The 14,970-nt window shown below is 44.3% G+C and carries 13 protein-coding genes; all 13 read left to right on the top strand.

Features of this window, described 5'->3' with window-relative positions:
- Positions 1-7: 7 nt before the first annotated feature.
- The 13 genes from ACX6CI_RS16685 (at position 8) to ACX6CI_RS16625 (ending at position 14,947) form a co-directional block, all read left to right on the top strand.
- Positions 8-1,786, top strand: a complete 1,779-nt coding sequence (locus ACX6CI_RS16685; protein ID WP_458774784.1) for an acyl-CoA dehydrogenase family protein — start codon at positions 8-10, stop codon at positions 1,784-1,786.
- Positions 1,787-1,820: 34 nt separating this feature from the next.
- Positions 1,821-2,768, top strand: a complete 948-nt coding sequence (locus ACX6CI_RS16680; protein ID WP_458774783.1) for an MBL fold metallo-hydrolase — start codon at positions 1,821-1,823, stop codon at positions 2,766-2,768.
- A gap of 57 nt (positions 2,769-2,825) precedes the next feature.
- Positions 2,826-4,526, top strand: a complete 1,701-nt coding sequence (locus ACX6CI_RS16675; protein WP_458774782.1) for an acyl-CoA dehydrogenase — start codon at positions 2,826-2,828, stop codon at positions 4,524-4,526.
- A 16-nt stretch (positions 4,527-4,542) separates the two neighbouring features.
- Positions 4,543-5,718 carry a 4Fe-4S dicluster-binding protein gene (locus ACX6CI_RS16670; protein ID WP_458774781.1) on the top strand — a complete coding sequence of 392 codons (1,176 nt, stop codon included), beginning with the start codon at positions 4,543-4,545 and terminating at the stop codon, positions 5,716-5,718.
- Between the two features lie 521 nt (positions 5,719-6,239).
- A complete protein-coding gene (locus tag ACX6CI_RS16665; protein WP_458774780.1) occupies positions 6,240-8,378 on the top strand; it encodes a peptidase domain-containing ABC transporter in 2,139 nt (712 codons plus the stop codon).
- Positions 8,371-9,759: an HlyD family type I secretion periplasmic adaptor subunit gene (locus tag ACX6CI_RS16660; RefSeq protein WP_458774779.1), complete on the top strand. Its 1,389-nt coding sequence runs from the start codon at positions 8,371-8,373 to the stop codon at positions 9,757-9,759. Before ACX6CI_RS16665 ends, ACX6CI_RS16660 begins: the two co-directional genes overlap by 8 nt.
- 2 nt (positions 9,760-9,761) lie before the next feature.
- The gene (locus tag ACX6CI_RS16655; RefSeq protein WP_458774778.1) at positions 9,762-10,313 is read left to right on the top strand and encodes a toxin-activating lysine-acyltransferase; all 552 of its coding nucleotides are present in this window, start codon (positions 9,762-9,764) and stop codon (positions 10,311-10,313) included.
- Position 10,314: 1 nt separating this feature from the next.
- Positions 10,315-11,640, top strand: a complete 1,326-nt coding sequence (locus ACX6CI_RS16650) for a TolC family outer membrane protein (RefSeq protein WP_458774777.1) — start codon at positions 10,315-10,317, stop codon at positions 11,638-11,640.
- Positions 11,641-11,685: 45 nt separating this feature from the next.
- Positions 11,686-12,435, top strand: coding sequence for a hypothetical protein (locus ACX6CI_RS16645; protein ID WP_458774776.1), 750 nt, complete (start codon positions 11,686-11,688; stop codon positions 12,433-12,435).
- A gap of 76 nt (positions 12,436-12,511) precedes the next feature.
- Positions 12,512-13,486, top strand: coding sequence for a CsgG/HfaB family protein (locus tag ACX6CI_RS16640; RefSeq protein WP_458774775.1), 975 nt, complete (start codon positions 12,512-12,514; stop codon positions 13,484-13,486).
- A gap of 8 nt (positions 13,487-13,494) precedes the next feature.
- Entirely contained in the window at positions 13,495-13,809 is a 315-nt protein-coding gene (locus tag ACX6CI_RS16635) for a hypothetical protein (RefSeq protein ID WP_458774774.1), read from the top strand.
- Between the two features lie 30 nt (positions 13,810-13,839).
- A complete protein-coding gene (locus tag ACX6CI_RS16630; RefSeq protein WP_458774773.1) occupies positions 13,840-14,253 on the top strand; it encodes a DUF4810 domain-containing protein in 414 nt (137 codons plus the stop codon).
- Entirely contained in the window at positions 14,240-14,947 is a 708-nt protein-coding gene (locus ACX6CI_RS16625; RefSeq protein ID WP_458774772.1) for a GNA1162 family protein, read from the top strand. The genes ACX6CI_RS16630 and ACX6CI_RS16625 overlap by 14 nt, the downstream gene beginning before the upstream one ends.
- Positions 14,948-14,970: the final 23 nt, after the last annotated feature.

The raw sequence follows: 14,970 nt of genomic DNA, 5'->3' as shown, positions 1-14,970 counted from the left end.
AAATATAATGGCTGAAAAAATACTCAAAGGTGGAGAATACCTGATTTCTGAGACTCCTTGTGAAGATGTATTCACACCGGAAGATTTCACAGATGAGCAGCGGCAGATAGGGGAAACCACCGAGCAGTTTGTTGAAAATGAAATCAACCCCCACCTTGAAGAGATTGAAAATAAGAATTTCGATCTGGTTATTGAGGGTATGCGGAAATGTGGTGAGCTGGGTCTTCTGATGATGGATGCCCCGGAAGAATTTGGCGGTCTTGAGCTGGATAAGGCCTCTTCCATGCTGGTTGCAGAGAAGATCTCCTATGCTGGTCCATGGTCTGTCACCTACACAGCTCATACTGGTATTGGTATTCTTCCGCTTATCTATTTTGGAACCGATGCCCAGAAAGAACAGTATCTGGAGAAAGTCACTTCAGGGGAGTGGATTGCTGCATATTGTCTCACCGAGCCAGGTTCGGGTAGTGACGCTCTGGGTGCCCAGGCAACGGCAGTGCTTTCTGATGATGGCACTCACTATGTTCTTAACGGCACCAAGCAGTTTATCACCAATGGTGGTTTTGCCCAGCTCTATACAGTGTTTGCCAAGATAGACAAAGAACACTTCACCGCCTTTCTGGTGGAAAGAGACTTTGAAGGTCTTGTTGTTGGGCCGGAAGAGAAAAAGATGGGTATTAAAGGTTCTTCAACGACCCAGATTATTCTTGAAAATTGTAAGGTCCCTGTTGAAAACCTTCTTGGTGAGAAGGGTAAAGGCCATAAGATTGCCTTTAATGTTCTCAATATCGGTCGCTTTAAGCTGGGTGCAGGCGTTACTGGTGCTGCCAAGATGGCACTGATTGACGGTGTTAAGTATTCCAATGAACGTAAACAGTTTAATACTCCCATCGGTAAGTTTGGTGCAATTTCAGAAAAGATCGCAGATCTTATGGCCAAGATCTACGCCTCTGAATCCCTTGTGTATAGATTTGCAGGGATGCTTGATGACAAGATCGCCACCATCGATAAGGGTGTTGATAACTACTATGAGCAGTATCTCAAGGCTATCGAGGAATACGCTCCAGAGTGCGGTATTGCGAAGGTTTTCTGTAGTGAAGTTCTTGCAGAAACTGTTGATGAAGTCGTGCAGATTCACGGTGGATATGGTTTCTTAAGTGAATATCCTGTGGAAGGTTACTACCGTAACGAAAGGATCAATCGTATCTGGGAAGGAACAAACGAGATCAACAGACTTCTTATCCCCGGTATGATTCTCAGAAAGGCCATGAAGGGTGAGATGCCTCTGCAGGCTGAAGCCATGAAGGCCTTTGAGGCACTCATGACCCCAAGTTTTGAAGAGCTTGACGAGTCTGTACTTTTTGTTCATGAGAAAGAACTTATTAAAAACCTGAAAACCCTCTTCCTGATTCTTGCAGGCGCGGGCGTTCAGAAGTTTATGGATAAGATTGCCAATGAGCAGGAAATTCTGATGGCAGCAGCTGATATCGCCATCCAGATATTTGCCCTTGAAAGTACTGTTCTCAGGACAGAGAAAATAATTGCAGGCTCAAGTGAACGTAAGCAGGAACTGCTGAAGGCCGCAGTTAAAATATTTGCCTTTGAGGCAGCTGAAACTACCGCAACAGCTGCAAGAAAGGGTGCTTTCTATATAGAAGAAGGTGATACCCTCACCATGATTTTATCGGGTGTAAGGCGTTTCACTAAATATGATGCTTCAGGTCTGTTGGCTGCCAAGCGAGCACTCGCTGCTGCTGCCTGTGAAGAGGAGAAATATCTCTTCTGATCCTGAAGTTTAATTTTTATTTCCACGGATCAGTATGGTCGATTTTACGCAGCACACGATTGACACCCCTTATATGGTTGGCCCGGTTCACTGTTACAGTGCAACCATTGACGGAGAACTTGTACTCTTTGACACCGGGCCGCCCACAGATGAGGGCGCTGCGTATCTTGAAGAACATATTGACCTGGATAAACTTCGTCATGTCATAGTCACCCATTGCCATATTGATCATTATGGTCAGGCACGGTGGCTTGAGGATCGGTGTGATGCAGAGATTTATCTCCCGTTTAGGGACAGTCTTAAGGCGTCGCTGCACGATAAGCGTGTGCATGGCATGTATCAAATTCTATCAGACCTGGGGTTTGATACTGCCTACCTTGAAGAGTTACAGAAGATATTTAACACTGGGGCAATCTTACCACCTTTTCCGGAGGACTATAAGATTGCCGAAAAAGATATACCAAAACGTTTAGGAGTTGAGGTTCTTACCTGCCCGGGGCATTCCCAGTCTGATCTGGTCTATACGGTAGGGGCGTATGTAATTAGCGGAGATACCCTCTTAAAGGGAATATTCCAGTCTCCGCTGCTTGATGTGGATCTAAAAACCGGCGAGCGGTTTGATAATTATGGAGCCTATTGTGAGACCATTGTCAAATTATCAGCACTGGGTGGAAAGACTGTATTGCCAGGGCATCGCTACACTATTGCTGGGATAAAGGAAACGCAGATATTTTATCTGGAAAAACTACTGGTAAGGGTGGCGCAGCTACATCAGTACCTTGGCGAAGAAAATATCATGCAGCTGATAGACAAGCTCTTGAAGGGGAGGATGAAGGATGTTTTTCATATCTACCTCAAGGCCTCTGAGATTGTCTTTATGATGGATTTACTGGAAGATCCCGAACGGTTGGAGAATGCATTGCACGAATCTGGATTATGGCCAGAGGTTTCTGACCTGTATGTGGCCGCAATATTGACGTAGAGGGTTCGTGTTGCACTGATTCAGGGTTTTTCATCTCTATTGAAAACAGGAGCAACAGTGGAACTTATTAATCCGCAAAAATATGATCGTGTTCATGCTGATCCTAAGTCAGAAGAACTTGCCCGTAAAACCATTGAGTTCTTTGAAAAAAAAGGTCTGGGTAAGATCAAAGAGGATGATCAGGCTGTGGTCTGGTATGATGATTTTCTTGATTTTATAAAGAAAGAACAGGTCTTTGCCCATTTCCTTACTCCTGCAAAATACAGTGGTATCGGTGGCCGCTGGGATATGTATCGTATCAGCGAGTTCAATGAGATCCTGGGCTTTTATGGACTCTGCTACTGGTACGCCTGGCAGGTAACAATCCTTGGGCTTGGCCCCATTTGGATGGGGACCAACGAGGAGGTTAAAGAGAAGACTGCACGCTTTTTAGAAGATGGCGGTATCTTTGCCTTTGGTCTCTCAGAGAAAACCCACGGGGCTGATCTCTATTCGTCCGAGATGATCTTAAAAGATGATGGCAAAGGAGCCTATCTTGCAAAAGGATCAAAGTATTATATTGGAAATGGTAACTGCGCAAGCCTTGTCTCCACCTTTGCCAAGATGGAATCAACGGGCGAATATGTGTTTTTTGTGGTTGATCCGGAGCATGAAAAGTACGAGTGCGTCAAGAAAATTGATACCTCCGGGGTGCGTCAAGCCTATGTGGCTGAATATGCTCTTCACGATTACCCCATAGAAGAAAAGGATATTCTCTCGAAAGGAGAGCATGCCTGGAATTCTTCTCTTAATACAATCAACGTAGGTAAGTTTGAACTTGGTTGTGCATCCATCGGTATTGCAAGTCACTGTTTCTATGAGGCGCTTAACCACGCTTCTGCTCGCAATCTCTACGGTCGTTATGTGACTGACTTCCCCCATGTGAAAAAACTGTTTTGTGAAAGCTACGCGCGTCTAATTGCCGCAAAACTCTTTGCTTTCAGGGCCGCAGACTATATGCGTGCATCCTCAGATGAAGACAGGAGATACCTGCTCTTTAATCCTGTGGTGAAGATGAAGGTGACAGGCCAGGGCGAGAAGGTGGTACATCTCCTCCATGAGGTTATCGCCGCAAAAGGATACGAGCAGGACACCTACTTTGAGATGGCTCTTCGTGATATCGGAATGCTGCCAAAGCTTGAGGGTACCGAGCATGTGAATATGGCTCTTATCATCAAGTTTGTGAAGAACTACTTTTTCGCGCCAATTGATTATCCTGTGGTTGGTCAGATGAATCAAGCAGGGGATGATGACTATCTTTTCAGGCAGAAAACCGGAAAGCTTGCGACCATCTGTTTTCCTGAATACACCCTGGCCTATGAGGGCTGGGACAGTCCTAATATCAATGTGTTCTTTACCCAGGTTCAGCTGTTTCGTGAACTGCTTATAGGTGCACCTCCAACCGAGGAACAAGGTAAAAACATTGATTACATGCTTGGTGCCGGAGAGCTTTTTACCCTCATCGTCTACGCTCAGCTTATTTTAGAAAATGCAAAAATATACGAGACGGATGTGGACGTTGTTGAACAGATTTTCTCTCTTCTTATTAAAGATTACAGTGGCTATGCCCTGCAGATGATTCTTAACCAGGAAAACACCTCTGATCAGGAGAAGTTTTACAACAAAATGATCAAAAAACCTGTTAATGATAACGAAGGTTTTGAACGGGTCTGTCAGAAGGTGTATGGGCACAGAGACACATACATAATGAATAAGTAGTGGATAAGGAGTTGTAATGGGTCATCACTTAGATGGAAAAAGTAGTATTGTACCGCTCATTGATCGCTTAAATAAATACCCCATAGGGTTGCCTGATAGTGAGACATTGCGACGTATTCTTGAGATTGTGTTTACAGAAGATGAGGCATACATAGCTTCTCGGTTTCCCCTCACAGAAGCGACCTTAAAAGAGCTTATTCGTTCAACCGGCTGGGAGTCGGACAAACTTGAAGCCCAGCTGGATATTATGGCGGATAAGGGACTCGTTTTTGAGTCGAAGTACGGCGGTAAAGTCTACTATCTTCTTATGCCTGGCCTCATTGGCTTTTTTGAGCTGACGTTTATGAAGCAGCGGCAGGACCTGCCCATGGCAGAGCTTGCTGAATTGATGGAAGAGTATCTCATGGGCGATCCGGATATGAAGATGGGTAAAGAGTTTTTTCACTCGAAAACCCCTCTGACACGGTCGCTTACCTATGAGGAGCATATCCCTGTATCCTCCCAGGTTGCAACCTATGAGAGTGCCCGGGAAATTATCAAAAAAGCAGGATATGGCGCAATCGGCATGTGCTATTGTCGCCATAAAAAAGAACACTTAAATCAAACCTGTGACAAGGACGCTCCGACAAAAGAAATATGTATATCCCTTGGAACCGCAGCAAAATTTATGGTGCGAAGGGGTTTTGCAGAAAAACGTAGTACAGATGAACTGTTAAAAATATTAGAAGGAGCAAGGGATTTAAACCTCACCCATATAACCGATAATATTCGTCATAAGCCGTCATTTATCTGCAACTGCTGCTCCTGCTGTTGCGAACTCCTTGGTGGTGTGCAGCAGGGATTCCCACAGGGAGTTGCGAAAACAAATTACACTCTTGAAATCAATGAAGAGACCTGTATCGGCTGTGGGCTGTGCAAAAAGGCGTGTAATGTAATTGCCCTTGAACTTATAGATGTAGAAGGTAAGAAGACCAAAAAGCAGATGCGGGTGATGGAAGAAAACTGCCTTGGTTGTGGGGCATGTATTAGCGCTTGTCCAACGCAGTCCCTTTCTCTTCGCGCAGTTGAGCGTCCAGAGATTCCAGAAAAGAAAAAAGATTTGATGAAGCAGATCTTAAAGGAGAAGAAAAGGCTGACGCCTTTTGTTGTTCAGACGGTGAAAACAAAAATTACAAGAAAACTTGGTTTTTAGTACCTCATTCCAGAAACTCTGAGGAGTTTTCTTGTTGATCTGGTTTGGCAGGTGAAAACTGGGGTAGCCTGCCTCTGTAGCGTTTCGGATTTTGCGACAGTCCGAAACGCTATTTTTTTACTATTTTTCTACAGATTGTTCAGCTGTTTTCAGATATCACCATTGTTCTCATCCAGAACATCTCTAACATGAGCTTTCAGTAAAAGTGTCTTCTCAGAGTGTCACTTTCCTCCCACTATTATCGTTTTGTTCAAATTACTCTTTTAAATGCTAGGCTATATTGGGTTGTCAGTATAGGTTATTCTTTGCCTGAATAACAAAAGCAGTTGACATGCTTTGAGTTTTGGCACACTTAATTCTCCTCTTTTCATATTACCCATCATCTTCACCTTTAAAAAAAATGTAAGAGTTTTGTAAGCTTACATAGGTTATATGGGTTGCGCGAGTTACAGGTGTGTAATTAGGTTCGTGAAAAACCAGATTCTAATGACTGAAAACTTTTACACTATGCAATTAAAATCATGAGCAACAAAGAGTCTAATCTCCAAAGTGGCCTGTTCTGTGTGGCAATAATCTCTAGACTAAGTGGCTTTCCAATAAACAATGAGCAGCTGCAACATAATTTCAACAGTTCAAAAGAATCAATAACTTCTATTGAGCTTGCACGTGTTTTCAAGGAAATCAATGTTAGTGCTAAAATAGTTGATAAGAAACTCAGTCAATTTAAACCAGCCTTTTACCCTCTGGTGGCTCAGCTTCAATCAGGTGAATTTGTTGTGGTCGCGAAATATGATAGTTCGCAACAGCAAGTGCTCGTCCAAAAACAATCAGATGAGAGAGCAACCTGGCAACCTGTAGACGAGTTCCAAGCAAAAATATCGGGTAAGATTCTGGTGGTCAAAAAGAATGTAGCCCAAGAGGGGATACAAAAAGAGTTCGGCTTTAAGTGGTTTTTGGCAGCAGCTGCAAAATATTGGAATATTCTGAGAGACTGTATACTTGCATCGTTGTTCGTTCAGATCTTTGCCTTGGTGTCTCCACTTGTCTTCATGATCGTTATAGATAAGGTTTTAAGCAACAACAGCCTCTCCACTCTGGATGTTCTTGTTTTTGCTTTGGCGATGGTCTCGTTGTTCGAGATAATTCTTAATGCGCTACGAGCCTATCTACTATCCCACACCGCCAATAGAATAGATTTGATGCTTGGTGTTGAACTCTTCAAGCATCTCATGAAATTACCGCTCAGTTATTTTGAGACCCGGCAGGTTGGCGATACCATTGCGAGGATGCGGGAACTGGAGAGTGTTCGGCAATTTATTACCGGATCAGGCATTATGCTTTTCCTCGACCTATTTTTCCTTGTCGTTTTTATAGGGGTAATGTATCTGTTTAGCCCCTTTCTCACTACAATCGTACTTGTCGCACTCCCATTTATCTTCTGCGCCTCTTTCATTATAACGCCTTTCCTGCGCGATAGTCTTGAAGACAAGTATACGACCAATGCAAACAACCAGTCTTTTCTTGTGGAAACCATTGGCGGCATAGAGACAATTAAAGCCATTGCTGCGGAACCACGTGTCCGTGAAAACTGGGAAAACAAGCTTGCAAGCCATGTCAAAAACGGTTTTAAAAGTGGGCACCTTGCAAATTTGATCAATCAGAGCACAACCGTTATCAGTAAAGTCCTCAGTGTACTCCTCCTCTGGTTTGGTGCGAAAGAAGTATTGAGTGGAAACCTGACTGTTGGGCAGCTCATTGCTTTCAATATGCTCTCATCTCGAGCCATCGCGCCTATAATCAGACTTTCACAGGTGTGGAAAGAATTTGAACAGGCCAACATTTCGATTGCAAGAATAGGAGATATTTTCAACTGCCCCGGCGAGCAAGGTTTTGACCCAAATAGAGTGAGCCTGCCACCCATTGAAGGTAACGTGACCTTTGACCGGGTTTCCTTTCGGTACAAACCTGATGGCCTCGAAGTACTCAGTGACGTTTCCTTTTCAGTTCAATCTGGAGAGGTCGTCGGAATAGTTGGCAGTACCGGGTCCGGCAAGACTACACTTGCAAAACTACTCCAGCGTCTCTATGTACCCGAAAAAGGCAGGGTGCTCATTGATGGTGTCGATCTATCCATGGCAGATGCATCGTGGTTGCGCCGCCAAATTGGTGTGGTGGTTCAGGATGGAGTTCTTTTCAATAGCTCCATCCGGGATAATATCACCCTCAATGCTCCAGATTTAGAAATTGAGGCGGTTATAGAAGCTGCAAAACTCGCGGGAGCACACTCTTTTATCTTAGAACTGCAAATGGGATACGATACGACGGTGGGAGAAAGAGGAGTTCAACTCTCCACAGGTCAACGGCAGAGACTTGCCATTGCCCGAGCTCTGGCAACAAACCCACGTATGTTGATCTTTGATGAAGCCACGAGTTCTCTTGATTACGAATCAGAGCTCTTAATCCAGAAGAACATGAAGAAAATCTGTGAAGGTCGTACCGTTTTCATAATTGCCCACAGGTTGTCGACTGTTCGTCATGCAGACAGGATAATCTCTTTAGAGAAAGGATGTCTTGTCGAAAATGACAAACCAGATGTCCTCTTGTCAAGGAATGGTCGTTACGCAACCTTGCACAAAATTCATGAGGGCATCTATGTCTAATACACAGCACAGTGATTCAGAGTCGAATAAGCAAACAGAATCAAAGAAAAAGCCAACAGTGGTAGACCTGCGCAGAGACTTTGAATTTATGCCCGCAACACTTGAAGTGCTTGACCGACCGCCGGCTCCCTTTTCCCAGGCCATGCTCATTTTTATTGTGGTATTTGCCGCCTTTGTAATAGGTTGGTCCTGGTATGCGAAGATGGATATCGTTGTCAATGGTATGGGAGTTGTTATCCCAAAGGGTAAAGTAAAAGTAGTTCAACCCCTGGAGCCCGGCATTGTTAAGGCCATACACGTCCGGGACGGACAAATGGTAAAGGCAGGGGACCTCCTCATATCCATGGATAATACAGATAGCTCAAACGATATCAGCACAATCGATAATGAACTGTCCAAATCGGAATTGACGCTCCTCCGTCTCAAAGCGCAGCTCAGCGAAGATCCAACACTGTTCACCCCAACAGCACATGCCGATCCTCAAACTATAAGCCTTCATGAGCGTCTTCTCGCCCACTCGCTTATTGTACACGCCGAACGCGTTGCCACTTTAGATTTGGAAATCCGCCGCTGTACTGCTGAGCGTGAAGCATTGCAATCAAATGTAACTCGCCTTACCCAGTCATTGCCCCTGTCTCAAGAAATCTACGACAAAAAAACCACCCTCGCAGAACGTAAACTCATCCCTGGTGCAGAACTCCTACAGGCAAAAATAGAGTTGGGTGATGCACAACATAATCTGCAGTCTGCAAAAAGCAGGCTCCAGGAAGTAGTGGCAAGGCTCGAACGTGCTAAAGAAGAAAAGGGGCTCGCCAAAACAGAATATAGGCGGGACATTCTTGACCAACTGTCAAAAGAAAAAAATACGTGGGAAAATCTTAGAAACGAACAACTCAAAGCAACAAACAAACACACACATTTTCAACTGAAGGCTCCCGCAGACGGAATAGTTCAACAGTTGGCAATTAACACTGTAGGAGGCGTGGTGACGGCTGCCCAGCCACTTTTGGTTATTGTCCCAACAGATAGTGGCTTAGAGGTAGAAGCAAAAATACTCAACAAGGATATCGGGTTTATTGTTGAAGATCAGGAGGTCTCAGTAAAAGTCACTGCCTACCCTTTTACAAGATATGGGGATCTTAAAGGCACCATTGAATGGGTTGCACGGGATGCAGTTATAGATAAGGAATTGGGACCAAGCTTTCCCATTCGAGTAGCTGTGAGCGATTACACCCTGCCAAACATTGTCAATGGCAGGCAGGGTGTCCTTTCTCCGGGGATGACGGTAACAGCGGATATAAAAGTTGGCCAGAGAAGGGTTATACAATATTTTCTCGGCCCACTGTTTCGCTATAAAGATAAAAGTTTACGGGAGATTTAAGAATGACAAGCGAAAGTCAGAATAACAGCGATATGAGAACCAGTGAAGCGGAAGACAACGAGGCGATACAAGAACATGTACATGCCCAGTCGTTAAAAGTATTGAAACGACTACCGGCAATGGGTCCGGTCATAATGCTGTACATGCAGTCATCCCATAGGCGTTTTCAATTTATCAGTGATCTAGAGTGGCTTCTACTGCCACCACTGGTGGGAGGACAATGTAAACTCTATATGAAAAAGGAGTATCCAATCTCTTTTATCAGCTGGGCTTTTTTGGATGAAGATGCAGAAAAAAGGCTCTTTCATAATGGTGGTAAATTACGCCCAGAAGACTGGAAGTCTGGTGAAAACCTTTGGATCATAGATATTGTCGCCCCATTTGGTGGGGTTGAAAACATGTTGCGCGATATCCAAAAAAATGAATTTCCAGGGCAAACTCTTAAAATGATTGCCCCTGATCCCAAAACAGGTGGCATCAAAGCGCGAGTTCTTAAACCCATAGATACTGACAGTGAAAGCTCGCCTGATTCCAGCTCATCCACAGTGCAATAATATGAAACAGATCGTTTCTGCTGCAATATCAACAATATGGTTCATGCTACTTCTTGCCTTAACCGTGCCTACAAGTTTAGGAGCTATGTCACTTGATGAAGTTGTACAGCTCGCCCTAGAAAACGACGCCCGACTCCGGGCCGAAAAGTATACTGCCCAGGCACGTAATGCAGACGGCTGGCAGGCTGTTGCGGGCTACGGTCCAGTTGTCACGGGCTATGGGGAGTATATGAAAAATCGAGAAGCTCTTTATCCCGATGAACCAGCAGAGTTAGAAGATCGTGTAGCCAACTATTACGAGCAAGAACTCTCTATTGAGCTAAAACAACCAATTATCGATCTGGAAAAAGCCTCCGTTGCCCTGAGGGGAATGACAGAGATTGATATGGCAAAGCTTGAACAGAAAAAAGCCACTGAGGACTTGCTACTCCGGGTTCACGAGCGCTACTATACCGTCCTGTCAAACAGGCAGAATCTTGCGCTTGCCAAGAGAGAAAGTAAAGCGCTTCTTGATCAGCTGGATACAACCAAAGAAAAGCTCGAACTAGGCTTTGGCACAATCACCGACCAGTATAATGCTGAAGCGCGATACAGATTATCAATAGCAAATGAAATCTCTCAAAAAACAGAGCTTGAAAACGCCCGAAAAGCGCTTGAAGAAATTATTAATAGAGAGCTCACAGAAGAGATTGAAGACCTGCCTGTAACATTTAAGATACCTGAACTTCACCTCACCTTGCATGAGTGGCACGACATTGCCCGTAGCAACAACAGCGACCTTGGCCTGCAACGATTGCAGTCTAAAGTAGCTCAATTCACCTATCATGCAGCTAAGAGTAGATTTCTCCCAGCACTGGTCTTTTTTGCAAATTACACAGAAAACGATCCTGATAATGGCGTGTTCGGATACGGCGAAGAGAGAAGAGAGACTGAAGTAGGGGTGCGCCTTGAAATGAACCTTCTTGCTGGTGGTCAGGATACAGCTGCTACCATTGCCGCCTCTAAGCGGGCCAAGGCTGCAAAAGAACAGGTTGAAAGCAGCGACAGGGCCGTGAATCGGTCGGTTGCTTCTCTTTGGGATAGCATCCAAAATACAAAAAATCTCATCGACGCCTACAAACTTGCAGTGAGTGCCAATAAACTGGCAATGGAGTCCACCCAGGACTCGTACGATGAAGGAGCCAAAGTCCTTCTCGATGTACTTAATGCCCAGCGGGAATACTTCAGTTCACTCGGTGAATACAATACAACTCGTTATGAATATATGACCTTACTTGAGAAATTCAGACAGGTTGTTGGGGTAGCAATATTAACAGAAGCTATTTAGTGCGATGATTCGTCGTAAGTTATGAATTTATTATACGGAATTATTATGAAATCAATGTTTGTAATATCTCTTGTCTTGCTTTTTTGCATTACTCTGAACGTACAAACGGTATGTGCGGAAGAGCAGTCAGATTCACTCAGCTCATTTATCCAAAATATGTTCCAACGTCATCAAGGGATAACCCTGTGCTCCGATCCAAGTGTATCAACTCAGTCTATGGGTACCAATGTTTATCGCTATTTGGAAAGCAATAATTTACTCGAAGATGCAAATCCTCAAATAGTAGCGACTGCTATCTGGACACTTTATCCTTGCCCATTCTCGCCAAACAGAGCCGAATTAGCCCCGGCGACATCCGAAGATATTGAAGGTGTCTGGTTGTTTCCCGAGAGTTCTCAAAAATTACGATTCGGTCCAGCATCTAGCCAAAAATCTCCAGCTGGTTCTCTACCTGTAACATGCGAGGCCGTAGGTTATTACTCCAATGGAGAACTAAGAAATGCTATTTTTGCAGGAAAACAAAAATGCCCATTCCAAAAAGTGTCAGACCTGGATGAGTCAAGGAAGAATCCTCGTGTATCTGATTGGTCTTTACTTCGCAATGGTCGGGTTATCGTCACAAGAACAGACGTTGGAAATCATATTGAGGAGTGGGATGTATACATAGCAAAGACCTCTTTCTCCGCTAACGATACAGATTTTAATAAAGGAGATTTATTGGCTTATTTACGGAAAGCGAAAGGCAATACTGTTAATGCCTCTACTCAATTCCGTCACTTGAAACGCTTAAATTGAATAAAAAATGCCCACAACATCGTTTAGGCGGCCGCTAAACTCCAAACATTATTAACAAACCACAAGAGAACATACTATGAGACAACTACTCGCTGTATCGACAATTACATTCTTGACACTCTCGTTTTCGGGATGCGCCACGATGACGGAGCAAACAGTGCATCAGACTCCAACAACGACACCAAAAGTAAGCCCGACACTTGCCGTAGCTGAAGACTCAAAATCATTAAAGCGAAAAGTTGCTATTGCCCGCTTTAGCAATGAAACGAAATATGGTCAGAGTTTTTTCATCGATAAAAACAATGACAAAATCGGCAAACAGGCAATGGATATCCTCTCTGCCAAGCTCTTTGAAACAGGAAAATTCCTCATGTTGGAAAGAGCAGACATCGCCAAGATAGAAAAAGAGCTTGAGATATCCGGTCAGGCACCAAAACTTTCCGTTGCCGCCGACTACCTGGTCCTCGGATCGATAACCGAATTTGGCCGCAAAAATGTGAGCGAAGTCGGGGTTTTTAGCCGGGTTAAAAAACAGGAAGCCTTTGCCAAGGTGCATATAAGAATTGTCGACGTTCAAACAGGTAAGATCATTTACTCAGATGAAGGCCGGGGTACTGCATACTCAGAAGCTGGAACAGTATTCGGGGTTGGAGATAAGGCGGGATACGATTCGACCTTAAACGACAAGGTCATTGAAGCAGCAATCGCAGACCTTGCCTCCAATATCATCGAAAACATGTTGGACAAGCCGTGGAGAGCCTACATTCTCGCAGAGCAGGATGGCCAACTTATTATCTCTGGTGGCAAGTCTCAAAATATTCAGCCTCAAGATACCTTCTCGGTGCTCGCCCGTGGCAAGATGGTGAAAAATCCACAAACAAATATGATGATTGAGCTGCCAGGTAATAAAATAGCAACCCTGACTGTTGCTTCCGTTGTTGGGGACACCCCTGAAACTGAGATCTCACTCTGTGATGTGATAGAGGGTGACCTCAGTAAGTATATTGCTTCTGGCAAATTTCAAAATCTCTATATTCAAACTCAACAGTAAGGCCAGCCATGAAAAAAATAATTACAACAATTTTCACTTTTCTCAGCATTTTCTGCCTCTTACTCACAGCAGGTTGTGGCTATAAAGAAGGGGTTAAGATTGAAGAGCAAAAAGCCTATCTCTACTTCACCGGCAACACACCAGGCGCTGAGATCATTGTCGATGGTACATCCTTTGTACTGGGAGATGAGGTGACAGTGGACGATCTTTTTCAGATCGAACCAGGTCAGCGCCAAATCGAGGTTAAGAAAAATGGTGCAACAGTGGTCAATCGAAAAATCTATGTGAGTGAAGGGATTTCAAGAGAAATTCAGATACCCTAACGCTCACAGGAACCTAACGGAATGGAATTAATGAAAAATATATTACTGCTCATTGCAATAGCCTTCCTGTTTACAGGTTGTGCTGCAAGAAAACAACCAATGTACTATTTTGGTGATAGTTCACAAGCGCTCTATGCCCATAAAAAAGAACCCACCGATGAATCCTTTATGCAGATGAAACAGTCTCTGGAAGATGTCATCAAACACTCCGAACTCAGCGGTATCAATATAGCGCCGGGAACCTTTGCCAACATCGGCTACCTGAATCTTCTGGAAAATAAACCGGACCAGGCCATCGCCTATTTTAACAGGGAAAAGCAACTCTACCCGGAAGCCACAATATTCATGGACAGAATGATTCAAAAGGTCGAAGCACAGATCGGAGAAATGAGTGAAGAAGTAGAAGAAACAGCTGAAAAAGGAGAAACCAATGCCCAGAATTAACAGTCTTCTCTGTACAGGGTTAGTACTCCTTCTCGGGATGATACTCTCTGGCTGCGTGGTTCAACAAACCACAAAGCTTGCCGAATTCCCACAGATGTATGAGGAAGATCCCGCATCAATCCTCATACTGCCGCCCATCAACGAATCAACAGATGCAGAGGCAAAGGACTACTATAGCACAACTATTCCCATTCCTTTATTGCTCCATGGCTATTATGTATTTCCTTATGAATTAACCTCAGAAATATTAAAGCAGGAAGGCATTTACGACAGTGAACTCCTCCGTGATATCCCTCTAAACAAATTTTACGACTACTTTGGTGCCGACGCAGTACTCTTCACCACCATTAAAGAATGGGATCTCAGCTATGTTGTTATCGCCTCTACCCTCACTGTTTCCATTGACTGTGTAATCAAATCAACCCAGACATCTAACACCCTGTGGAGTTATAACGGCAAAGTTGTTGTTGATTTGAGTGGCGGAAATAATGGTGGCGGTGGTTTGGCTGGACTTATCATACAGGCGGTGGTTACTGCTGCCCAGACCGCTTCAGCAGACTATGTCCGTCATGCGCGAACGGCAACCCACCGGGCAATGGGCGCTCTTCCATATGGTAGGTACCACACTCTCTATAAACAGGACATGCAACAGAAGATTGTTGACCAGACACCTGAGAAGAAGGGTGCTTTGTAGAGATGACCGCTAACATCAATTAC

The organism is Desulforhopalus glucosivorans (assembly GCF_054397165.1).
Note: the sequence above shows the minus strand (reverse complement) of the source record. Positions and strands in the feature narration are given on the sequence as shown.

What these genes read in the sequence shown, in the direction of transcription:
- ACX6CI_RS16680 (WP_458774783.1), top strand. Translation starts at nt 1,821, where the DNA reads ATGGTCGATTTTACGCAGCACACGATTGACACCCCTTATATGGTTGGC.
- ACX6CI_RS16640 (WP_458774775.1), top strand. Translation starts at nt 12,512, where the DNA reads ATGAGACAACTACTCGCTGTATCGACAATTACATTCTTGACACTCTCG.
- ACX6CI_RS16625 (WP_458774772.1), top strand. Translation starts at nt 14,240, where the DNA reads ATGCCCAGAATTAACAGTCTTCTCTGTACAGGGTTAGTACTCCTTCTC.
- ACX6CI_RS16685 (WP_458774784.1), top strand. Translation starts at nt 8, where the DNA reads ATGGCTGAAAAAATACTCAAAGGTGGAGAATACCTGATTTCTGAGACT.
- ACX6CI_RS16630 (WP_458774773.1), top strand. Translation starts at nt 13,840, where the DNA reads ATGAAAAATATATTACTGCTCATTGCAATAGCCTTCCTGTTTACAGGT.
- ACX6CI_RS16655 (WP_458774778.1), top strand. Translation starts at nt 9,762, where the DNA reads ATGACAAGCGAAAGTCAGAATAACAGCGATATGAGAACCAGTGAAGCG.
- ACX6CI_RS16645 (WP_458774776.1), top strand. Translation starts at nt 11,686, where the DNA reads ATGAAATCAATGTTTGTAATATCTCTTGTCTTGCTTTTTTGCATTACT.
- ACX6CI_RS16670 (WP_458774781.1), top strand. Translation starts at nt 4,543, where the DNA reads ATGGGTCATCACTTAGATGGAAAAAGTAGTATTGTACCGCTCATTGAT.
- ACX6CI_RS16660 (WP_458774779.1), top strand. Translation starts at nt 8,371, where the DNA reads ATGTCTAATACACAGCACAGTGATTCAGAGTCGAATAAGCAAACAGAA.
- ACX6CI_RS16635 (WP_458774774.1), top strand. Translation starts at nt 13,495, where the DNA reads ATGAAAAAAATAATTACAACAATTTTCACTTTTCTCAGCATTTTCTGC.
- ACX6CI_RS16665 (WP_458774780.1), top strand. Translation starts at nt 6,240, where the DNA reads ATGAGCAACAAAGAGTCTAATCTCCAAAGTGGCCTGTTCTGTGTGGCA.
- ACX6CI_RS16650 (WP_458774777.1), top strand. Translation starts at nt 10,315, where the DNA reads ATGAAACAGATCGTTTCTGCTGCAATATCAACAATATGGTTCATGCTA.